Source organism: Arthrobacter sp. 9E16 (assembly GCF_002929435.1).
Classification (GTDB): Bacteria; Actinomycetota; Actinomycetes; order Actinomycetales; family Micrococcaceae; genus Arthrobacter_B; species Arthrobacter_B sunyaminii.
Genome location: NZ_PJIU01000003.1, coordinates 128376 through 146327 on the forward strand (window position 1 = coordinate 128376; position 17952 = coordinate 146327).

Below are 17952 nucleotides of genomic sequence, written 5' to 3' on the forward strand. Positions count from 1 at the left end.
ATGCTAGCCGCGGCAGCCACCGCCTACGGCTCCACAATCTCCCGCAGCGCGTCGATGATCCGCGTGGCCCGGACGTCATCACCGGCTTCCATCCAGTTGGTCAGAAATGCAAAGCTGAGCCCCAGCGAAGGTTCGGCAAACGCCACCTGCCCGCCTGCGCCGTCGTGCCCGAATCCGTCGGGGGAAACGTAACGCCGTGCCGCCGAATCAAGCTGGAACCCGGCGCCCCACCGCGGCCACGGCGCTGCGGCGGCAAACACGGGGGAGCCTTCGCTGCGCACGTCCACAGCCCGCTTGAGGACGCCGGGATCCAGCCGGCGGGTGGCGGCGGTGTCATGGACAACCGAGGACCACGCCGCTGACAACCCGTGAGCCGTGGCAACCGCGCCGGCCCCGGGCAACTGAGCTGCCCGGACGTCGGAGCGGTTGAAGCCGGCGTCGTCGCCCACCAGTTCCTGCGGGAAGGCACCGCCCAGGGTCAGGGCCCGGCCGGGCCAGTCCGGAACGCCCGGCTGCCGTGCCGCCTGCTGGGACCGGACCAGCTCCTGCAGGCTTGCGCCTGCTTCAAGATGGGCAATGTCGCCCTGCTGATCCTCGGGCACGCCGAGCTGCAGCCGCGCGATCAACGGATCAGCCAGGGTTTCGTGCATGAATTCTCCGGGAGTTTGCCCGGTGATCCGGCGGATGATTTCCCCGGACAGCCACCCGTGTGTGAGGGCATGGTATCCGTAGCCCGTTCCCGGTTCCCACAGGGGTTCCTGCTCAGCGAGCAGCCGGGTCATTTCCTCCCAGTTCAGCGCCTGCGCCAGGTCAACGGATTCACGCGGCGCAGACACCCCCGCGCGGTGGGCCAGAACATCTCCCACGGTCACCGTGTTTTTGCCGTGTACGCCAAACTCCGGCCAGAGGTCAGCCAGCGGCAGGTCGTAGTCCAGCCGCCCGGATTCAACCAGCCGTGCCGCGAGGACGGCCATGATGCCCTTGGTGCAGGAAAAAATCACGGTGGACGTGTCGCTGGTCCAGGGAACCGAGCTGCGCGCGTCTGCCATCCCGCCCCACAGATCGACCACCAGTTCTCCCTGGTGATGCACAGCCAACGCGGCACCCATACGGGGCCTTCCGCGGAAGGCGGCAGCGAAGGCATCCCGGACCGGCAGGAAACGCGTCTCGAAGGTGCCGTGGATGCCTGACGGGTCGCCGCTCATGCGTGAATCCCGGCCGGCGCGAGGCACAGGCTGCCGTCCGGTGCCCATTCCAGGGGGAGGGGATCCGAAATGCCGCTGATGAAGGTGCCCTCGGCGTCGACGTTTTCAAAAGCCAGCAGCACCCACTGACCTTCACGGTTGCGCACTGCGCGTCCGGCGTAGAACTCCTCGCTTGTCAGGCGGGTGGCGGACGAAATGTCCAGGGGATGTTCCAGCCGATCCGTGGCCAGGGGCAGCGCCCAGATGCCGCCCTGCACTCCCTCGGCTTCGCGCTCACCGGCAAGGTGGGCCGTGTCGCAGGAGAACAGCAGCACAGGCCGGTCCTCGATGGTCACCAGCTGAAGCACCTCAAGGTGGGCAAAGCCCGCGCCGGGTTCGCTCAGCGGAGGCTGGACGGTCCAGTTCCGCAGGTCGGCAGACGTGGCGTGCCCGACGACGCCGCGGTCCCGCCCGGCGCCGACCACTGCCCGGGCGGTTACCAGCATGTGCCAGAGCCCTGCCGAGTCACGGTGGATCCACGGGTCCCGCCAGGCTTCCTCATGCCAGGTGTCATCGCCGAGGGTTTCATACCAGCGGGGATCGGCGGGAACGTGCAGCGCGGATTTGGACCAGGTGAACAGATCGGGGGAGGAAGCATGGCCGATGCTTTCCACATTCGTGATCCGCTGCGGATGCAGGAACCGGGTGCCGGTGTAGAACATGTGCCAGGCGCCGTCGTCGTCCTGAACCACGCTGCCGGTCCACGTGGCACTGGAATCGAAGTCCGCGGCCCCGCCCGGCTCAAGGACCACTCCGTGGTCGACCCACGTTGAAAGATCATCCGAGGTGGCAAGGCCGATCCGTGCGTTCCGGTGGCGAAGGCCGGGGTCTGCCAGTGACCGGGGCGCATGCAGATAGTAGAGGTGGTGCGTCTCGCCGTCGTCGGCATGCCAAAAATCCCAGACCCAGTGGTCGGTGAGGGCAAAGCTCATGGTGCGTGGTCCTTAATCGGAGACTGGAGGCGGTGCGGGGTCAGCCCTTGACGGCGCCCTGCAGCAGGGCGCGGACAAACTGGCGCTGGAAGATGAGGAACACGATGATGGCCGGCGTGATGATCAGCAGTGCTCCCGCGTTCAGGAGCGGGATGCTCAGGGAGTACTGTCCCTGGAAGAAGGTGAGCGCTCCCGCCACAGTGCGGTCAAGCGGGTCGGCGATAAGCACCACGGGGAGCAGGAACTGGTTCCAGGTCCAGAGAAACAGGAGAATCGCCAGAGCCGAGAGTGCAGGCAGCGCGAGGGGAAGCTGGATCTGCCGGAACTCCTGGAAGACCGATGCGCCGTCCACCCGGGCGGCTTCGGACAACTCGCGGGGAACGTTGATGAAGTGGGCACGCATCCAGAACACGCTGAAGGGCATGAAGAGCCCCAGCAGCGGGAAGATCACGGCCCATTGGGTGTTGAGGGTCCCCATGGCCTGGGACTGGTAATACAGCGGGATGATCAGGGCTTCAAACGGGATGGTCAGTCCGGCGATGAAGATGATCAGGACCGCCCGGCCGCCCTTCGGGGCGAGCGCGCCGAGGGCATACCCGGCGAGGGTGGCGATGAGCATCGACGCGGGCACCACGCCCAGGACGATGAAGGCGCTGGACGTCATGAGACGCCAAACATTGCCCACCTCAAAGGCCGTAACGAAGTTGCCCCACTGCGGGTCGGTGGGCCAGACAATGCCGGTGGGGTTCCGGTCCGCCGGCTGCAGGGCCGCGGACAGCATGCTGATCAGGGGCAGGAGGGTCAGAATGAGAGCTGCCGCCAGCAGCAGCCGGCCGAGCAGGAGTTCACTGCGGCTGGTACGCATCAGTCGTTCACCTTTGAAAGTCGCTGAATGGGAAGTACTACCAGCAGGACCAGGACCATGAGCACAATTCCGAAGGCCGATGCCAAGCCAACATCACTTTGCGTGAAGCCAATGCGGAAAATGGAAATGCCCGGAACGAGGGTGGTGCGGCCGGGGCCGCCCTGCGTGGAGGTGTAGATAATGTCGAAGCTGCTCAGGGCAGCAATGATGGTCAGAGTCGCCAGGACCGCAATTTCCTGCCGCAGTCCCGGCAGCGTGACGGTGAAGAATTCCCGCCACCAGCCGGCGCCGTCGAGCCTTACCGCTTCATAGAGGGAGGTATCGATTTTGCCGATGCCGGTCAGCAGCAGCACAGTGCACAGGCCGGTGAGGACCCAGGAACCGATGAGCCCGACGGCGGGAAGGGCCGTTCCATAATCCGCCAGCCACGACCGGGTGATCCCGCCGAGTCCGACGGCGCTGAGGAACTGATTGACCGTGCCTGTCTGCGCGTACATCCAGGACCAGGCGATACCCGCTGCAGCGAGGGGCACAATCTGCGGCAGGAACAGGATGGTCTGTGCCGCCGAAGACATAAGTCCCTGGCGCATGGACCGGATCAGGCTGGCCAGAATCAGCCCGACGCCGATGGGGATGAGCGTGAAGAACACGATCAGGGTGATGGCGTTGAGAATCGAACCGAGCAGAACTGGATCCGTCAGGACCTTCGCATAATTCTTGATCCCCACGAAGGTGGATGCCCCGACCCCGTTCCAGTCGTAGAACGAGTACTGCAGGCCCATGGCCAGCGGAATTAGGACGAACCCGGCGTAGACACCTATTGCCGGAAGCAGCATCAGCCAGGCGACGTATCCGGCGCGGCCCACGGACTTGCGTTTGCGCGGTTTGCGGGAGGCCACTGCCGGCCCCGCCGGCGTCGAACCTGCGGCTGCGCTTTCCTGCTGCCCGGAACGACGGCGGACAGGGCCGGTGGTGGCCTTTTGCATTAGTCGTTCACTTCGCTCTCATAGAACGCCTGCACGCGGTTGACGAACTCCTCGCCGGTGATCTTGCCGGTCACCAGCAGCTGCGACTCCGGGATGATCGACCCGGCGTAAATGCCGGACGTTGTATTGGACATGAAGTCCACCTGTCCGTTTTCTTCGCCGATCTGCGCGGCCATGTCCAGGGCGGACGCAATCAGCGACCCTTCCTCCACGGTGGGCTGTTCAAGCGACGGGTCTCCGCCCGGGGATGCTCCCGTAACGTCGGAGATGATCTGGCGCGCGGCCGGGTCCGTGTGGATCCAGTCCAGGAAGTACGTGGTGGTGTCCAGATCATCCGAGCCGGCGGCAACGGAGAAGGAGTTGGCGGCACCCATGGCCACGTGGTCGCCTCCCTCTTCCAGCGGCGGGACCAAGAAGAACGCGACGTCGTCGCCCAGCGCCTTCTGGTAATTCGCTGCTTCCCAGTTGCCGTTGAAGGTAAACAGGCCCTCACCGTCCGAGAAGCGGCTGACGAACGTGAAGTAATCAATGGCGTTGATGTCCGAGGGGAAATACCCCTTGTCAGCCCAGGTGCGGATGACTTCGGCACCCTGGATGTTCCCTTCCGTGGCATAGGAGCTGCCGGGTTCGTTGAACATCCAGGAGAGGAATTCATCCTTGTCCGCGTACTGGTTCATGGCCGCCTGAATGGCGAAGTTCACCACGCCGTCCTTGTCCCCGGCCATGATGGGCTGCACGCCGGCGTCCTTGGCCGTGGCCAGGTCTTCCTCAAGCTCGTCCCAGGTCTGCGGGGGCGCGTCGATGCCCAAATCCTCGGCAATGGCCGTGTTCATGAAGATGCCGGTGACGCTGTAGCCAAGACCCACCTGGTAGAGCGGTCCGGAACCGCGCGTTCCTTCCTCATTCATCCGCAGCGGTGACAGCTGCGTCTCGGGCCAGGCATCCCATCCGTACGCTTCGGCATACGGATCCAGGTTGGCCAGCAGGCCGTCACCGGCGGTGTCGCCGATGGTCGGCAGCCGGATCAGGTCCGGCGGATTGTCCCCGGCCAGCAGCTTGGGGGCGTTGGCGGTGAGGTTCTGGAACGTGTCCCGCGTAATCTCAAAGGTGACGTTGGGATGCTGCTTGGTGAATTCCTCGGCCAGTTTGTCCGTCACCGGGAAGCCGGTTTCATCGGCGATGGTGATGGTGACGTCCTCTGACGTGAGTTCGGTGTTCACCTCCGCACTGGTGACCTCGGAGGACGCGGCGTTGTTGTCTCCGCCGCTGCCCGGAGCACATCCGGCGAGGGCCAAGCCTGCGGCGGCCATGAAGGTCACCACAGCAACTGGTTGACGGCGCCGCGATCGCAGCGGTGATGTAAGCATGGTTGACTCCTTTGTCGGTAATCCTGTGGGGCCGGTCACGGTACAGTATGTGCTAAATCCATTCAGCACATAGCCTGACCCTAATCCGGCAATACCGCAAGTGAATTTGCCAAGTCGTTATCGGCAGTTAGCATCGAGCAGGAGGAATTATGGCCACCAGCAAGCGTGTGACACTTGCCGACGTCGCACGTCGGGCGGGTTTGTCGTCCTCCGCGGCGTCCATGATTCTTAACGGCCGTCCGGATACCCGGCTGTCGAAAGACGCCCATGACCGGGTGAATCTAGCCGCGGCAGAGCTTGGTTATCGGCCTAATGTGGCGGCGCGGGCTTTGCGGGTGGATAAGACCCAAACCATTGGATTTGTCTCTGACACCGTGGCCACAACACGCTTCGCCAGCGGGTTGATCAAGGGTGCCCTGGCGGCGGCGGAGCGAGCGGGGCACGTGATTCTGGTGGCCGAGACCGGCGGGGACCATGCGCGTGAATCAGAAGCAATTGCTGCTCTGCTGGACCGCCAGGTTGACGGCATTGTTTTCGCTGCCACGCGGGCCCGTGAACTGTTTATCCCCGCCCTTCAGGAAAACGTTCCGGTGGTACTGCTCAACGCCATCAACGAGCACTTTCCGGTGTCGGTCCTGCCCGACGAAGAGCGCGGTGGCCGGGCAGCCGTGTCCCTGCTGGCAGACGCCGGGCACAAAGAGGGCATATTCCTTATCGGGCACAACGAGGTGAAAGAGCGGAATGTGTTCCGGTCGACCACAGTGGCTCGGCGGCTGGACGGAATACGGTCGGAAATGAAGGACCGGGGATTGTCCTTTGAACGGGAAGAATCCATCTGGGATTGGGAGCCGCAGAATGGCTACGCCTGCGTGCATGAAATCCTGAACGAAATGCCCCCGCCTCGGGCATTGATCTGTTTGAATGACCCGCTGGCATTCGGTGCCTATCAGGCGTTGACGGAGAAGGGTCTCCGGGTGCCGGAGGATGTTTCTATTGTTTCCTTCGACAATGACGAAATTGCCTCGTACCTTCGCCCGGGGCTGACCACCATCGGACTTCCTCATGAGGAAATGGGCCGGCTCGCCGTTGAACTGCTTTTGGACGGCGCCAAAGGCGGCGAGCACCTCGTGGACATGCCGGTCATCATCCGGTCCTCGATACAGGCGCTATGACGATGGTTTTGGGCCGCCGAGAGGACTGCCCAGAAGGATGCCCTGAAGATGCAGCATTTCGTTGCCTGGGCCGGGTGCACTGAACTGAGCGTCGGAGAGAGCTGATGCGTCTTCACGCGGCGCTCACTTCCGCGGAGGCGGCTAGCTGGACCACGTCTAATGCGAGGACTCCCCGCAGAGAGGGGAGCTGTTCGACGGTCCTGCAGCAGAGTTCCGCTAATCACTGGTTTGGTGGTGCGCAGTCACACAACGTCGCAGTCCCTCGGGTGCTGTAGCCTGTGGATCGATGCATTCGCATCCGTTTTCTATCTGTTCTGTCATGGGGGATCTATGTCTGTTTTGCCGACCATCCGCACCGCGTCAACGATGACACGTGGCAACGGACCTTCCGCCCGTTCCCGGGTGCTGTCGCTCGGGGCACTGGCGCTCAGCACCGTGGTTGTTCTGTCCGGCTGCGGGGGCGGCGACGCCGAACCCGCAGCCGCCGCCTCACCCACCCCGTCCAAGACGAGTGCTTCCCCGACGCCGACGCCAACACCCACGCCCACGCAGATTGCCAACAAGACCTGTACGACGGCCGGGGCCACGCGGACTCAGGACCAGACCGCCACCCCAACCCCCACTCCGACACCGACACCGGCACCGTCAGCGTCGACGGCTGCAGCGACGCCCTCGACAAAGGCGTCTCCGTCGCCGTCACCAACGACCACATGGGCATCTCCGTCCGCCACGCCCACGCCCACGTCCGCAACCGTGGTCTATGTCTGCACTGAAAACGACAACGGCGTGCTCCTCTGGATGGATGAAGACAGCTCCACCAAGATCCTTGCCGTGCGCAAGGAAGCCGCGGACCGGAAGGCCGCGGACGAAGCCGCTGCGGCCGCTGAACAGCAACGCATCGCGGACGAGGCGGCGGCGGCGGAGGCACAGCGGCTGGCCGACGAACAGGCCGCTGCCGCGGAAGCTCAGCGTCAGGCAGAGGAACAGGCACGCCAGCAGGCGGTGCCGGAACCCGCTCCGGCTCCGGCTGCTCCCGCTCCCGTCGAGTCTCCCGCTCCGGCCGCCGCGTACTACCCGAACTGCTCCGCTGCCCGGGCAGCAGGAGCCGCGCCGGTCTACGCCGGACAGCCGGGATACGGTTCGCACCTGGACCGCGACGGCGACGGCGTCGCCTGCGAGTAGCGCCGCCTGAGAGTTGTTAAGGAGGCACGACGACGGCGGCCTGGTGCCGCCGTCGTCGTCAAACCATCCCTAGTGCTGCCCGTACACGTTCTGGTACCGGTTGAACAGTGAGTCGATCTGCGCCTGCCCAATCGGCAGCGGCGCCCCGAGCTGCCGGGAAATATGCACGGTCCGTGCCACTTCCTCGCACAGCACCGCAGCCTTCACCGCAGCACGCGCATCGCGGCCCACCGTGAACGGCCCGTGGTTCTGCATGAGCACGGCGGGGGAGCGGGAGCCGGACAGGGTCTGCACAATGCCCTGCCCGATCGAATCATCGCCGATCAGCGCAAACGGCCCCACCGGAATTTCCCCGCCGAACTCGTCCGCCATCATGGTCAGCACGCAGGGAATGGCTTCTCCGCGGGCGGCCCACGCGGTGGCGTAGGTGGAATGGGTGTGCACCACGCCGCCGATGTGTTCCATGTGCCGGTACACGTAGGCGTGCGCGGCGGTGTCCGACGACGGCGCGAAGTCGCCTTCCACCAGCGTCCCGAACAAGTCGGTGACCACCATGTTCTCGGCGGTCAGGTCCGCGTAGGCCACGCCGGAGGGCTTGATCACCATCAGGTCCGCCCCGGGAACGCGTGCCGACACGTTGCCGGCCGTCCACACCACCAGCTCGTTGGCGGTCAGCTCCCCGTGCAGGGCCGCCACCTCCGCCTTGAGCCGGTCGACGTCGTCCCGCAGGTGTGCGGGAATGCCGGCTGCGGCACCGGGAGTGGCGGAATCGGGAGTGGAAACGTGCTGGGTCATGACGAAACTCCAATCGGGGAAGTGGTGCGGCCGGCAACGGCGGCGCGGCGCATGGCTTTGAGTCGGTGCATTACGTTGTTGCCGCCGCGGCCAAAGTAGTCATGCAGCGTCCGGTATTCCTCGAACAGCTGCTGGTAGGCCCGGACGTTCTCCGGGTCCGGGAGGTAGGCGTTGCGCTGCACGTTGCCCATGGCTTCGGCGGCGGCGCGGATGTCCGGATAGGCGCCGGCCGCCACGGCCGCGTGGATGGCCGAGCCCAGTGCCGGTCCCTGCTCCGAGGCGATCACCGAGATGGGCATGTTCAGCACGTCGCAGTAAATCTGCATCAGCAGGCGGTTCTTCAACAGGCCGCCGGCGACAGTCAGTTCGCGGACCGGAACGCCGCTGTCCCGGAAGGCCTCCACGATCACGCGGGTGCCGAAAGCGGTGGCTTCCAGCAGGGCCCGGTACATGTCCTCGGGTGCGGTGGCCAGGGTCTGGCCCACAAAGACGCCGGACAGTTCATGGTCCACCAGCACTGAACGGTTGCCGCTGTGCCAGTCCAGGGCCAGCAGCCCGTGCTCGCCGATGGCCTGCCGGGACGCCAGCTCGGTCAGGTACTGGTGCACGTCCAGACCTCGTTCCGCGGCGGCGGAGACGTAGGCCGGCGGAACGCAGGTGCGCACAAACCAGCCGAAGATGTCACCCACGCCGCTCTGCCCGGCTTCAAAGCCCCAGAGCCCGTCCACAATGCCGCCGTCCACGGCCCCGCACATGCCCGGCACGTCGGCCGGACCCTCGGCGCTCATCACATGGCAGGTGGAGGTGCCCATGATGGCCACCATCTGGCCCGGTTCCACGGCCTTCGCGGCCGGGGCGGTGACGTGGGCGTCCACGTTGCCCACCGCCACGGCAATGCCCTCGGGCAGTCCCGTCCAGGCCGCAGCCTGCGCCGAGAGGGTTCCGGCCGAATCGCCGAGCTGCCCGATCCGGTGTTCCAGCTTGTCCGTCACAAACCCGGCAAAGTCCGGGTTCAGTCCGGCCAGGAAGTCGGCGGAAGGGTAGCGGCCGTCCTGGTAGATGCCCTTGTAGCCGGCGGTGCAGGCGTTGCGCACGTAGCTGCCGGTGAGCTGCCAGACAATCCAGTCAGCGGCCTCCACCCAGTGCTCCATGGCGGCATAGACTTCCGGGTCCTCTTCCAGGACCTGCAGGCCCTTGGCGAATTCCCATTCGGAGGAGACCAGCCCGCCGTAGCGGGAGAGCCAGGACTCGCCCCGCTCGGCCGCGAGTTCATTGATGCGGTCCGCCTGCGCCTGGGCGGCGTGGTGGCGCCACAGTTTTACATAGGCGTGCGGACGGTTGACGAAGCGGGGCTGCTCGCACAGCGGCACGCCGTCGGCCGTCACCGGCACCATGGTGCAGGCCGTGAAGTCGGTGGCCAGCCCCACCACCCGGGCAGGATCGATGCCGGCTTTTCGGACGGCTTCGGGTACGGCGTGCTGCAGCACCTGCACGTAGTCGCGCGGCACCTGCAGTGCCCACTCCGGCGGCAGCTGCGGGCCGCCGTCGGGCAGTGCATCGGTGAGAACGGCGTGCGGATAGGGATAAGCGGCGTCGGCGAGCTCGGTGCCGTCGGACACCCGGACCACCACGGCCCGGCCGGAGAGGGTGCCGTAGTCGACACCGATGACATAACTGTCTGCAAGATTCATGGATTGTCCTGGACATGAGAAGGAAGAGGGATAAAACGCGGGCCTGTCCCCTGCCTCAGCAGGGGACAGGCCCGGACGTGCAGGAAAAGGGATCAGGCGCGCTTGAAGTTCTTCAGCCCGTCGATGCCCACGGCGAGGACAATCACAATGCCCTTGACCACCAGCTGGTAGAAGAACGGAACGTTCATCAGCACCAGTCCATTGCTGAGCACGCCGATGATCAGGGCACCGATGAGGGTGCCCACAATCCGGCCGCGCCCGCCGGCCAGGGCGGTGCCGCCGAGGACGACGGCGGCAATGGCGTCCAGTTCGTAGCCTTCGCCGGCCTTGGGCTGGCCGGATTCCACGCGGGCGGCGAAGATGACGCCGGCCAGGCCGGCGCAGGCGCCCATGATCAGGTAGACGCGGACCAGGGTCCACTTGACCTTGATGCCGGCCAGGCGGGCGGCTTCGGCGTTGCCGCCGATGGCGTAAATGTGCCGGCCGAAGGTGGTGCGCTCCAGGACAAACCAGAGGACGGCGTAGACCGCGATCATCAGGACCACCGGCGTCGGAATGCCGGCAATGCCGCCGTTGCCCAAGGCACGGAAGCCGAGGTCGCTGGCGATCAGCGGCTGCGCGTCGGTGAGCGAGTAGGAGAACCCGCGGATGTAGGTCAGGGCGCCGAGGGTGATGATGAATGCGGGCAGGCCCAGGTAGGCAATCAGGCTGCCGTTGATCAGGCCGGTGGCAGCGCCCACCACAATGCCGCCGAGGACGGCGACGATGGCGGGGGCGCCTGCGGTCCAGAGCAGGATGGAGCTGACGCCGGTCAGGGCGACGACGGAACCCACCGACAGGTCAATGCCGCCGGTGAGGATCACCAGGGTCATGCCGGCGGCGAGGATGGCGTTGATGGAGACGGCGCGGGCCACGTTCAGGCCGTTGTCCACGCTGAGGAAGTTCGGCGCGAACATGCTCATCATCACCACGAGGATGACCAGTACGGCCAGGATGCCGTACCGGTCCCAGAGCCAGGGCAGGTCCGGGCCTTTCTTGGCGGCGGGAGCGGAGGAGGACGGGTTTTTTGTAAGTGTGGACATGTTACTTTTCCCCCAGGAGCTGGGATTCGGCGGATCCTTCGGTGGCAACGCCGGTGGCGTACATCATGACGGATTGTTCGGTTGCTTCTGCACGGCTGAATTCCTTCACCAGCTGGCCGTCGCGCACGGCGAAGACGCGGTCGCTGATGCCCAGTGCCTCGGGCAGATCGGAGGAAATCACCAGCACCGCCACGCCCCGGGCAACCAGGTCATTGATGATGCGGTAGATCTCCTGCTTGGCGCCGATATCGACGCCGCGGGTGGGTTCATCGAGGATGAGCACCTTGGGCTCGAGCATCAGCCAGCGCGAAAGCACCACCTTTTGCTGGTTGCCGCCGGAGAGGCCGCGCACCAGCTGGTCGATGGAGGTGCTGCGCACGCGCAGGGAGGCAACTTCACCCTTGACGGCGTCGCGGAGGCTGCGCCGTTTAATGAGGCCGGCGGAACTGAACTTCCCGAAGGTGCTCATGGCAGCGTTGTCTCGGATAGACATGTCAAGGAACAGGGCCTGTTCCTTGCGGCTTTCCGGCAGCAGGCCAATCCGGTGGGCGATGGCGTCACCGGGGCTGCTGATCTGCACCTCGTTGCCGTCGATGCTGACGGTGCCGCCGGTCTTGGCGTCGGCGCCAAAGATCATCCGGGCCAGTTCGGTGCGGCCGGCACCGACCAGGCCCACCAGGCCCACGACTTCGCCGGCACGGATGTCCAGATCCACGGGGCCAATGCCCTTGCCGTTGGTCAGTCCGCGGACGGACAGGACGGTGGCGCCCGGCTCTCGGTCCTCGTGGACGTAGAGATTGTCGACGTCGCGGCCCACCATCCGGTTCACGATGTCTTCGGGAGTGGCTTCGCTGCGGCCGGTGGTGGAAACCCAGCGGCCGTCGCGCAGCACGGTGATCCGGTCCGAGAGTTTCCAGACTTCTTCCATCCGGTGGCTGATGTAGGCCAGGGCCATGCCGCGGCCGCGCATGTCCTCCACCAGTTCGAAGAGCCGTTCCGCTTCGGCCTGGGAGAGGGAGGCAGTGGGTTCGTCCAGGACCAGGATCTTGGCGTTTTCGGCGACGGCGCGGGCAATTTCCACCATCTGCTGCATGCCTACGGAGAGGCGGCCGATGGGCAGGTCTACCGGAATGTCGGCGCCGATCCGGTCCAGTTTCTCCCGGGCCGAGCGGCGCAGTTCCCTGCGGTTGAGGATGCCGCCGCGGTTCGGCTCGCTGCCCAGGGACAGGTTCTCCGCCACGGTCATGTCCGGAACGGTGTTCAGTTCCTGATGGATGATGGCGATGCCCTTGGCCAGGGCGTCGCGGGGGTTGGCGATGGAGATCTGCTCGCCGTTGAGCTCAATGGTGCCTGCATCCGGGGTGTACACGCCGGACAGGATTTTCATGAGGGTGGACTTGCCGGCCCCGTTTTCCCCCATCAGCGCGTGAACTTCGCCCGCATGCAGTTCCAAGTGAACGTCTTCGAGGGCCACGGCGCCGCCGAATTTCTTGCTGACTCCGCTCATGCGCAGTAATGGATTAGTCATTGCATTGCAGCCTTTGTGTGGTGCGGTGGGGAACGACGGCGGCCGGTGACGGCCGCCGTCGTTGTTTGATACTGCCGGGCCTTGTTACTTCCAGCCCTTGTAGGACGCGAGGTTCGCGGCGTCAACCAGGGAGCTGGGCACCAGCACGGTGTCCTCGTCCAGGGTTTCGCCGGCGCGCAGTTTCACGGCCATTTCCAGCGCGGTGGAGCCGAGCAGGTTCGGGTCCTGGGCGGCGGTGCCCTTGAACATGGAGGTTCCCTTGCCCATTTCGGCCACGGCCTCGGGGGAGCCGTCCACGCCGGTGATGATCAGGTCCGTTTTGCCGGCCTGCTGGGCGGCCAGGTTGGCGCCCAGTGCGGTGGGGTCATTGACACCGAAGATGCCCGCAATGTTCGGGGACGCGGTGAGCATATCGGTGGTCAGGGTAAGGGCCTTCTCGCGGCCGTTGTCACCGTTCTGCTGTCCGGCCACCTTGACGTCCGGCGCAGCGGCCAGGGCTTCCTCGCAGCCGGTGACGCGGTCCTGGATGGAGGTGGTGGGGGTGCCGTCCACAATCAGGATTTCGCCCTTGCCGCCGATCTGCTCGATCAGGCTTTCGCAGGCCAGCCGGCCTGCCTGCACGTTGTCCGTGGTGACGGTGGCTTCGGCGTTCTTGGCTCCTACGTCCACGGCGACGACGGTGATACCGGCGTCGCGGGCACGCTGGACGGCGGGCCCAACGCCCTCGGAATCCACCGCGTTGATCAGCAGCACGTCGATACCCTGCTGGATGAAGGCATCGATCTGGTCATTCTGCGCGGCAAGGTCCTGACGCCCGTCCTGCGCGGAGAAGGTGGCGCCCAGATCCTTGGCGGCTGCCTCCACGCCGTTCTTCATCGAGTTGAAGAACGGATTGCCCAGGTCCTGAACCATCAGGCCCACTGCCTTGACCTCGGTGCTCTGCTCGCCGCCGGCTGAGGCGCTCATGTCCTCGGTGCAGGCGGAGAGGGAGAGGGCGCTCAGTGCCAAGGCTCCGAGCAGTGCGGCGCTCTTGAGTGCCTTCATGTAGATACTCCTTTGTAGTCTCTTCTGACGCGTCCGGACGGCGGGCGTAATCCGGCTCCGCAGCGTCCGCTTCTTCGCGGAAACCAGGGCCGAGGGAGTGACGCACGACATTCGGACAACGTTGTCCCGTCATGTTATACATGTGAGACAACGTTGTCTAAACCACACACTTCAGCAACAGCCACGTCACGCAACAAGGGGGTCACATGAACGCCGACAGCCATCACCAGGGCCGCCGACCCACCATGACGGACGTGGCGCAGCGCGCCGGAGTCAGCCTGAAAACCGTGTCCCGGGTGGTCAACGGCGTGCAGAGCGTGGATGCACAGATGGCCAGCCGCGTGCAGGAGGCCGCCGAGGAGCTGGGCTACCGACCCAATTTCGCTGCAGCGGTGCTGCGCTCGGGCTCCAGTACCGCCACCATCGGGCTGCTCATCAAGGACCTGCGCAACGAGTTTTACGCCACCATCGCCGCAGCGGTGGCTGACGTCGCCCGGGCCAACGGCTTTCAGCTGATCACCTCCTACTCCGGAGAAAACGCCGACGACGAGCTCGAGGCCGTGCAGGACCTGTGCCGCCGCCGGGTGGACGGGCTGCTGATTGTGCCCACCTCCGGAGACCACGCCGGCCTGCAAAAGGAAATGGACCTGGGCACGCCCATGGTCTTCCTGGACCGCCGCCCCGAAGGGCTGGACGCGGACGCCGTGGTGCTGGACAACTTTGCCGGCGCACGCGCCGGCGCCGGGCTGCTCCTGGACGAGGGGCACACCCGGATCGGGATCCTGATCGACACCCTGAAGATGCCCACCATGGGCCAACGGCTCGACGGCGTCCGCCAGGCCTATGCGGACCGCGGACTGCCCTTCGACGAGTCCCAGGTGGTCCACAACGTGGCCACACCGGAAAAGGCCGCACGGCGGATGGACGCCATCCTGGCGGAGGAACAGCCGCCCACCGCCTTCTTCTGCGGCAACAACCGCTCGGGGGTGGGGGCACTGCGCGCGCTCTGGGCCCACCGCCGCGCCGAACCCCTGGTCTGCTTTGACGACTTCCACCTCTCCGACCTCATGCCGCGGCCGCTGACGGTGATCAGCTACGACAACTACGCCCTGGGCGCGCTGGGAGCCGAGCTGCTCTTCCGCCGGATCCGCGGCGAGGACTTTGACCCTGAAACCGTAGTGCTCCCCACGCAGCTGAGCCGCCGCGGCACCAGCACCGACTGTCCGCCTGACCCGGGCTCCGCAAGCCAGCCAACCGAAGGAATCCAGTGACTGCCCCGATCTTTCTGCCCAGCAACCAGCCCGCGGACAGGTTCTACCGCGGCGGCGAAAAAATCCGTGCCTTCCGCGGCACCGCCGCATCCGGTGAACGGGTTCCCGAGGACTGGGTAGGGTCCACCACCACCCTCTTCGGCGAACCCGTGCTGGGCCTGAGCGAAGTTTCGACGGGCCGGCTGCTCCGGGACGAAATCAGCGCCGACCCCGCCTCCTGGCTGGGCCCGGAGCACCTGGCCCGCTACGGCGCGGACACCATGGTGCTGGTCAAACTGCTCGACGCCGGGCAGCGGCTGCCGGTGCACCTGCACCCCGAGCAGGATTTCGCCGCCGAACACCTGGGCCGCAGGCACGGCAAGGCCGAAGCCTGGTACATCCTGGAGGGCGGCTCGGTGCACCTGGGCTTTAACCGGGCGGTCAGCGCGGAGGAACTGCGCAGCTGGGTGGACGGCCAGGAGGTGGAAGCCATGCTGGCCGCCATGCACCGCGTGGACGTCCGCCCCGGTGACAGCGTGTACGTGCCGCCGGGCTGCCCGCACGCGATTGGCAGCGGGATTTTCCTGGTGGAGGTCCAGGAACCTGAGGACCTCTCCATCCTGCTGGAGTGGAAGGACTTCGCGATCGAGGGCACCACCCAGGGCCATCTGGGCCTGGGCTTCGACACGGCACTGCAGGCTACGGACACCCGCGCGCTCAGTACGGCGGACCTCGACGCGCTGGTGGTGCGCGGCGGCACCGGCGACTCCACCCTGGCGGCCGCCGCCGGTCCATATTTCCGGGCCGAGCGCACCGACGTCGCCGGCTCTGCCGTCCTGGACCCCGGGTTCAGCGTCCTGGTGGTGCTGGACGGCGCCGGAACCCTGACCACGGCTGACGGCGCCTGGCCGTTGGCCGCCGGCGACACCGTGCTGCTGCCGTTTTCCGCCGGCGAACTGCAGGTGGCGGGCACCCTGTCGCTGATGCGCTGCCGGCCGCCGCGGGCCTGAGCTGCACCTGCCCGCTTTTCGCCGTCATCCTTCCGCTTTCCCTGAAAGGTCCAAGCCATGCCCCTGGTCGCCGGAGTGGACAGCTCCACGCAGTCCTGCAAAATTGTCATCCGTGACGCCGAAAGCGGAGCCGTGCTGCGCCGAGGCACCGCCCGGCATGCCCCCGGCACCGAAGTGGATCCGGAGTCCTGGTGGACCGCACTGCAGGCAGCCGTCACTGCGGCCGGCGGCATCGAGGACGTGGCCGCCATTGCCGTATCCGGCCAGCAGCACGGCATGGTGTGCCTGGATGCGGACGGCGCCGTGGTCCGCCCGGCCCTGCTCTGGAATGACGTCCGCTCCGCCGCCGCGGCCCGGGCCATGATCGACGACGCCGCAGCCTCCGGTGGGCTGGACGGCGCGGAGTACTGGGCCCGGGCAACCGGGACCGTGCCGGTGGCGTCCATTACTGCCGCCAAGCTGCGCTGGCTGGCGGAGAACGAGCCCGAAAATGCGGCCCGCACCGCCGCCGTCTGCCTGCCCCATGACTGGTTGAGCTGGCGGCTGGCCGGCTACGGGCCGGGCTCCGGCGCCGCCGGTCTTGCCGCTTTGTGCACCGACCGCTCCGATGCATCCGGCACCGGTTACTGGTCGCCGGCCACCGGGAAGTACCTGCCGGAGGTGCTGGAGCAAACCCTTGGCCACGTTCCGGTGCTGCCCCGGGTGCTGGGGCCGCTGGAATCGGAACTGCGCACGCCGGCCGGGCAGCTGATCGGTGCCGGCAGCGGGGACAACGCCGGTGCTGCGCTGGGCGTGGGCGCGGAAGTGGGCGACGTCGTCGTCTCCGTAGGCACCTCCGGAACGGTTTTTGCGGTATCAGCCGCACCGACGTCGGATCCCACCGGCCTGGTTGCGGGCTTCGCCGACGCCACCGGCCACTACCTGCCGCTGGTGTGCACCCTGAACGGATCCCGGGTGCTGGACGCCACTGCGGCCCTGCTGAACGTGGACCTGCCTGCGCTGACTGAACTGGCGCAGGCCGCCGGCGACGGAGCCGGCGGCCTGACCATGGTGCCCTACTTCGAGGGTGAACGCACACCCAATCTGCCCGACGCCACCGGATCCCTGCACGGCATGACGCTGCAGAACTTCACCCCGGAAAACCTGGCCCGCGCGGCCGTGGAAGCCATCGCCTGCTCGCTGGCTGACGGTCTGGCCGCCCTGACCGCCGTCGGGACCGACGTCCGCCGGGTCATCCTCGTGGGCGGTGCCGCCCGGTCAGCCGCGCTGCAGCACGCAGTATCGGCGGTCTTCGGGCTGCCCGTGACGGTTCCCGAACCCGACGAATATGTGGCCAACGGCGCCGCCAAGCAGGCCGCCGGAGTGCTGGCGGGCAGCTGGCCGCAGTGGGCACAGTCCGGCACCAGCACTGTGGAAGCCGCTCCGGCGCCTGAGATCCTGCAGCGGTACCGGGCGGCCGCGGCCACCGTCCGGTGACGCTGCAGGCCTGAGCTGGCTCCGGGGCCACGGATAGGATTGACGCATGAGCTCAGAGGAAGTCGCATGCGTCATCTGTGGGCGTCCCGGGGTACTCACCTGGACGATCGACGGCGCGGCCGGTGCCGGCGTCGTCGATTTGTGTGTTGTGCACAGCAAGCCACTCACGGACGCCTTGGCCGCAGCGGCAGCAAAGCCGCGGAGCGAAGAAGCATCCGGGCAGAAGGCGCCGGAGCTGCCGCGGCGGGTGGCCCGGCGCGCGTCCTTTGAACCCCTGGACTGGGCCCCGCCGGCCGGCAGTTGAAACCGTCTGCCGGGACGCTGCTGC

At 66.4% G+C, this 17952-nt stretch carries 16 protein-coding genes; 6 read left to right on the forward strand and 10 right to left on the reverse strand.

What is annotated here, in order from left to right; genetic code table 11:
• Positions 1-23: 23 nt before the first annotated feature.
• Genes CXR00_RS12900 through CXR00_RS12920 form a run of 5 tightly spaced genes read right to left on the reverse strand, consistent with a single transcriptional unit; the run spans position 24 to position 5394 of the window.
• Positions 24-1205 (reverse strand): serine hydrolase, encoded by a 1182-nt coding sequence (locus CXR00_RS12900; protein WP_104055466.1) that lies wholly within the window; start codon positions 1203-1205, stop codon positions 24-26.
• Positions 1202-2176 carry a glycosyl hydrolase family 32 gene (locus CXR00_RS12905; RefSeq protein WP_104054977.1) on the reverse strand — a complete coding sequence of 325 codons (975 nt, stop codon included), beginning with the start codon at positions 2174-2176 and terminating at the stop codon, positions 1202-1204. Before CXR00_RS12905 ends, CXR00_RS12900 begins: the two co-directional genes overlap by 4 nt.
• A gap of 40 nt (positions 2177-2216) precedes the next feature.
• Complete coding sequence (locus tag CXR00_RS12910; RefSeq protein ID WP_104054978.1) at positions 2217-3041, reverse strand: carbohydrate ABC transporter permease; 825 nt, start codon at positions 3039-3041, stop codon at positions 2217-2219.
• Entirely contained in the window at positions 3041-4027 is a 987-nt protein-coding gene (locus tag CXR00_RS12915) for a carbohydrate ABC transporter permease (protein ID WP_104054979.1), read from the reverse strand. The genes CXR00_RS12910 and CXR00_RS12915 overlap by 1 nt, the downstream gene beginning before the upstream one ends.
• Positions 4027-5394 carry an ABC transporter substrate-binding protein gene (locus CXR00_RS12920; RefSeq protein ID WP_237685381.1) on the reverse strand — a complete coding sequence of 456 codons (1368 nt, stop codon included), beginning with the start codon at positions 5392-5394 and terminating at the stop codon, positions 4027-4029. Before CXR00_RS12920 ends, CXR00_RS12915 begins: the two co-directional genes overlap by 1 nt.
• Before the next feature lie 149 nt (positions 5395-5543).
• On the opposite strand from CXR00_RS12920, the gene CXR00_RS12925 reads away from it, so the two are divergent.
• Together CXR00_RS12925 and CXR00_RS18610 are read left to right on the forward strand one after the other, a co-directional pair.
• A complete protein-coding gene (locus CXR00_RS12925) occupies positions 5544-6566 on the forward strand; it encodes a LacI family DNA-binding transcriptional regulator (RefSeq protein WP_104054981.1) in 1023 nt (340 codons plus the stop codon).
• Positions 6567-6896: 330 nt separating this feature from the next.
• A complete protein-coding gene (locus tag CXR00_RS18610) occupies positions 6897-7748 on the forward strand; it encodes an excalibur calcium-binding domain-containing protein (RefSeq protein WP_237685382.1) in 852 nt (283 codons plus the stop codon).
• A 69-nt stretch (positions 7749-7817) separates the two neighbouring features.
• On the opposite strand, the gene CXR00_RS12935 is transcribed toward CXR00_RS18610, so the two are convergent.
• From CXR00_RS12935 to CXR00_RS12955, 5 genes are all read right to left on the reverse strand, one after another.
• Entirely contained in the window at positions 7818-8543 is a 726-nt protein-coding gene (locus tag CXR00_RS12935) for an L-ribulose-5-phosphate 4-epimerase (RefSeq protein WP_104054982.1), read from the reverse strand.
• A complete protein-coding gene (araB, locus tag CXR00_RS12940) occupies positions 8540-10234 on the reverse strand; it encodes a ribulokinase (protein WP_104054983.1) in 1695 nt (564 codons plus the stop codon). The genes CXR00_RS12935 and araB overlap by 4 nt, the downstream gene beginning before the upstream one ends.
• Positions 10235-10326: 92 nt before the next feature.
• On the reverse strand, positions 10327-11316 hold the full coding sequence (locus CXR00_RS12945; RefSeq protein ID WP_104054984.1) for a ribose ABC transporter permease: 990 nt from the start codon (positions 11314-11316) through the stop codon (positions 10327-10329).
• A 1-nt stretch (position 11317) separates the two neighbouring features.
• Positions 11318-12844 carry a sugar ABC transporter ATP-binding protein gene (locus CXR00_RS12950; protein ID WP_104054985.1) on the reverse strand — a complete coding sequence of 509 codons (1527 nt, stop codon included), beginning with the start codon at positions 12842-12844 and terminating at the stop codon, positions 11318-11320.
• A gap of 84 nt (positions 12845-12928) precedes the next feature.
• Positions 12929-13888 carry an ABC transporter substrate-binding protein gene (locus CXR00_RS12955; protein ID WP_104054986.1) on the reverse strand — a complete coding sequence of 320 codons (960 nt, stop codon included), beginning with the start codon at positions 13886-13888 and terminating at the stop codon, positions 12929-12931.
• A gap of 206 nt (positions 13889-14094) precedes the next feature.
• Here CXR00_RS12955 and CXR00_RS12960 point away from each other — a divergent pair, with 206 nt between their 5' ends.
• The 4 genes from CXR00_RS12960 to CXR00_RS12975 are packed head-to-tail and all read left to right on the forward strand — an operon-like array spanning position 14095 to position 17928.
• A complete protein-coding gene (locus CXR00_RS12960; protein WP_219815609.1) occupies positions 14095-15159 on the forward strand; it encodes a LacI family DNA-binding transcriptional regulator in 1065 nt (354 codons plus the stop codon).
• The gene (locus CXR00_RS12965) at positions 15156-16148 is read left to right on the forward strand and encodes a class I mannose-6-phosphate isomerase (RefSeq protein ID WP_104054988.1); all 993 of its coding nucleotides are present in this window, start codon (positions 15156-15158) and stop codon (positions 16146-16148) included. Before CXR00_RS12960 ends, CXR00_RS12965 begins: the two co-directional genes overlap by 4 nt.
• Before the next feature lie 57 nt (positions 16149-16205).
• A complete protein-coding gene (locus CXR00_RS12970; protein ID WP_104054989.1) occupies positions 16206-17624 on the forward strand; it encodes a xylulokinase in 1419 nt (472 codons plus the stop codon).
• 46 nt (positions 17625-17670) lie between these two features.
• Positions 17671-17928 carry a hypothetical protein gene (locus CXR00_RS12975; protein WP_104054990.1) on the forward strand — a complete coding sequence of 86 codons (258 nt, stop codon included), beginning with the start codon at positions 17671-17673 and terminating at the stop codon, positions 17926-17928.
• Positions 17929-17952: the final 24 nt, after the last annotated feature.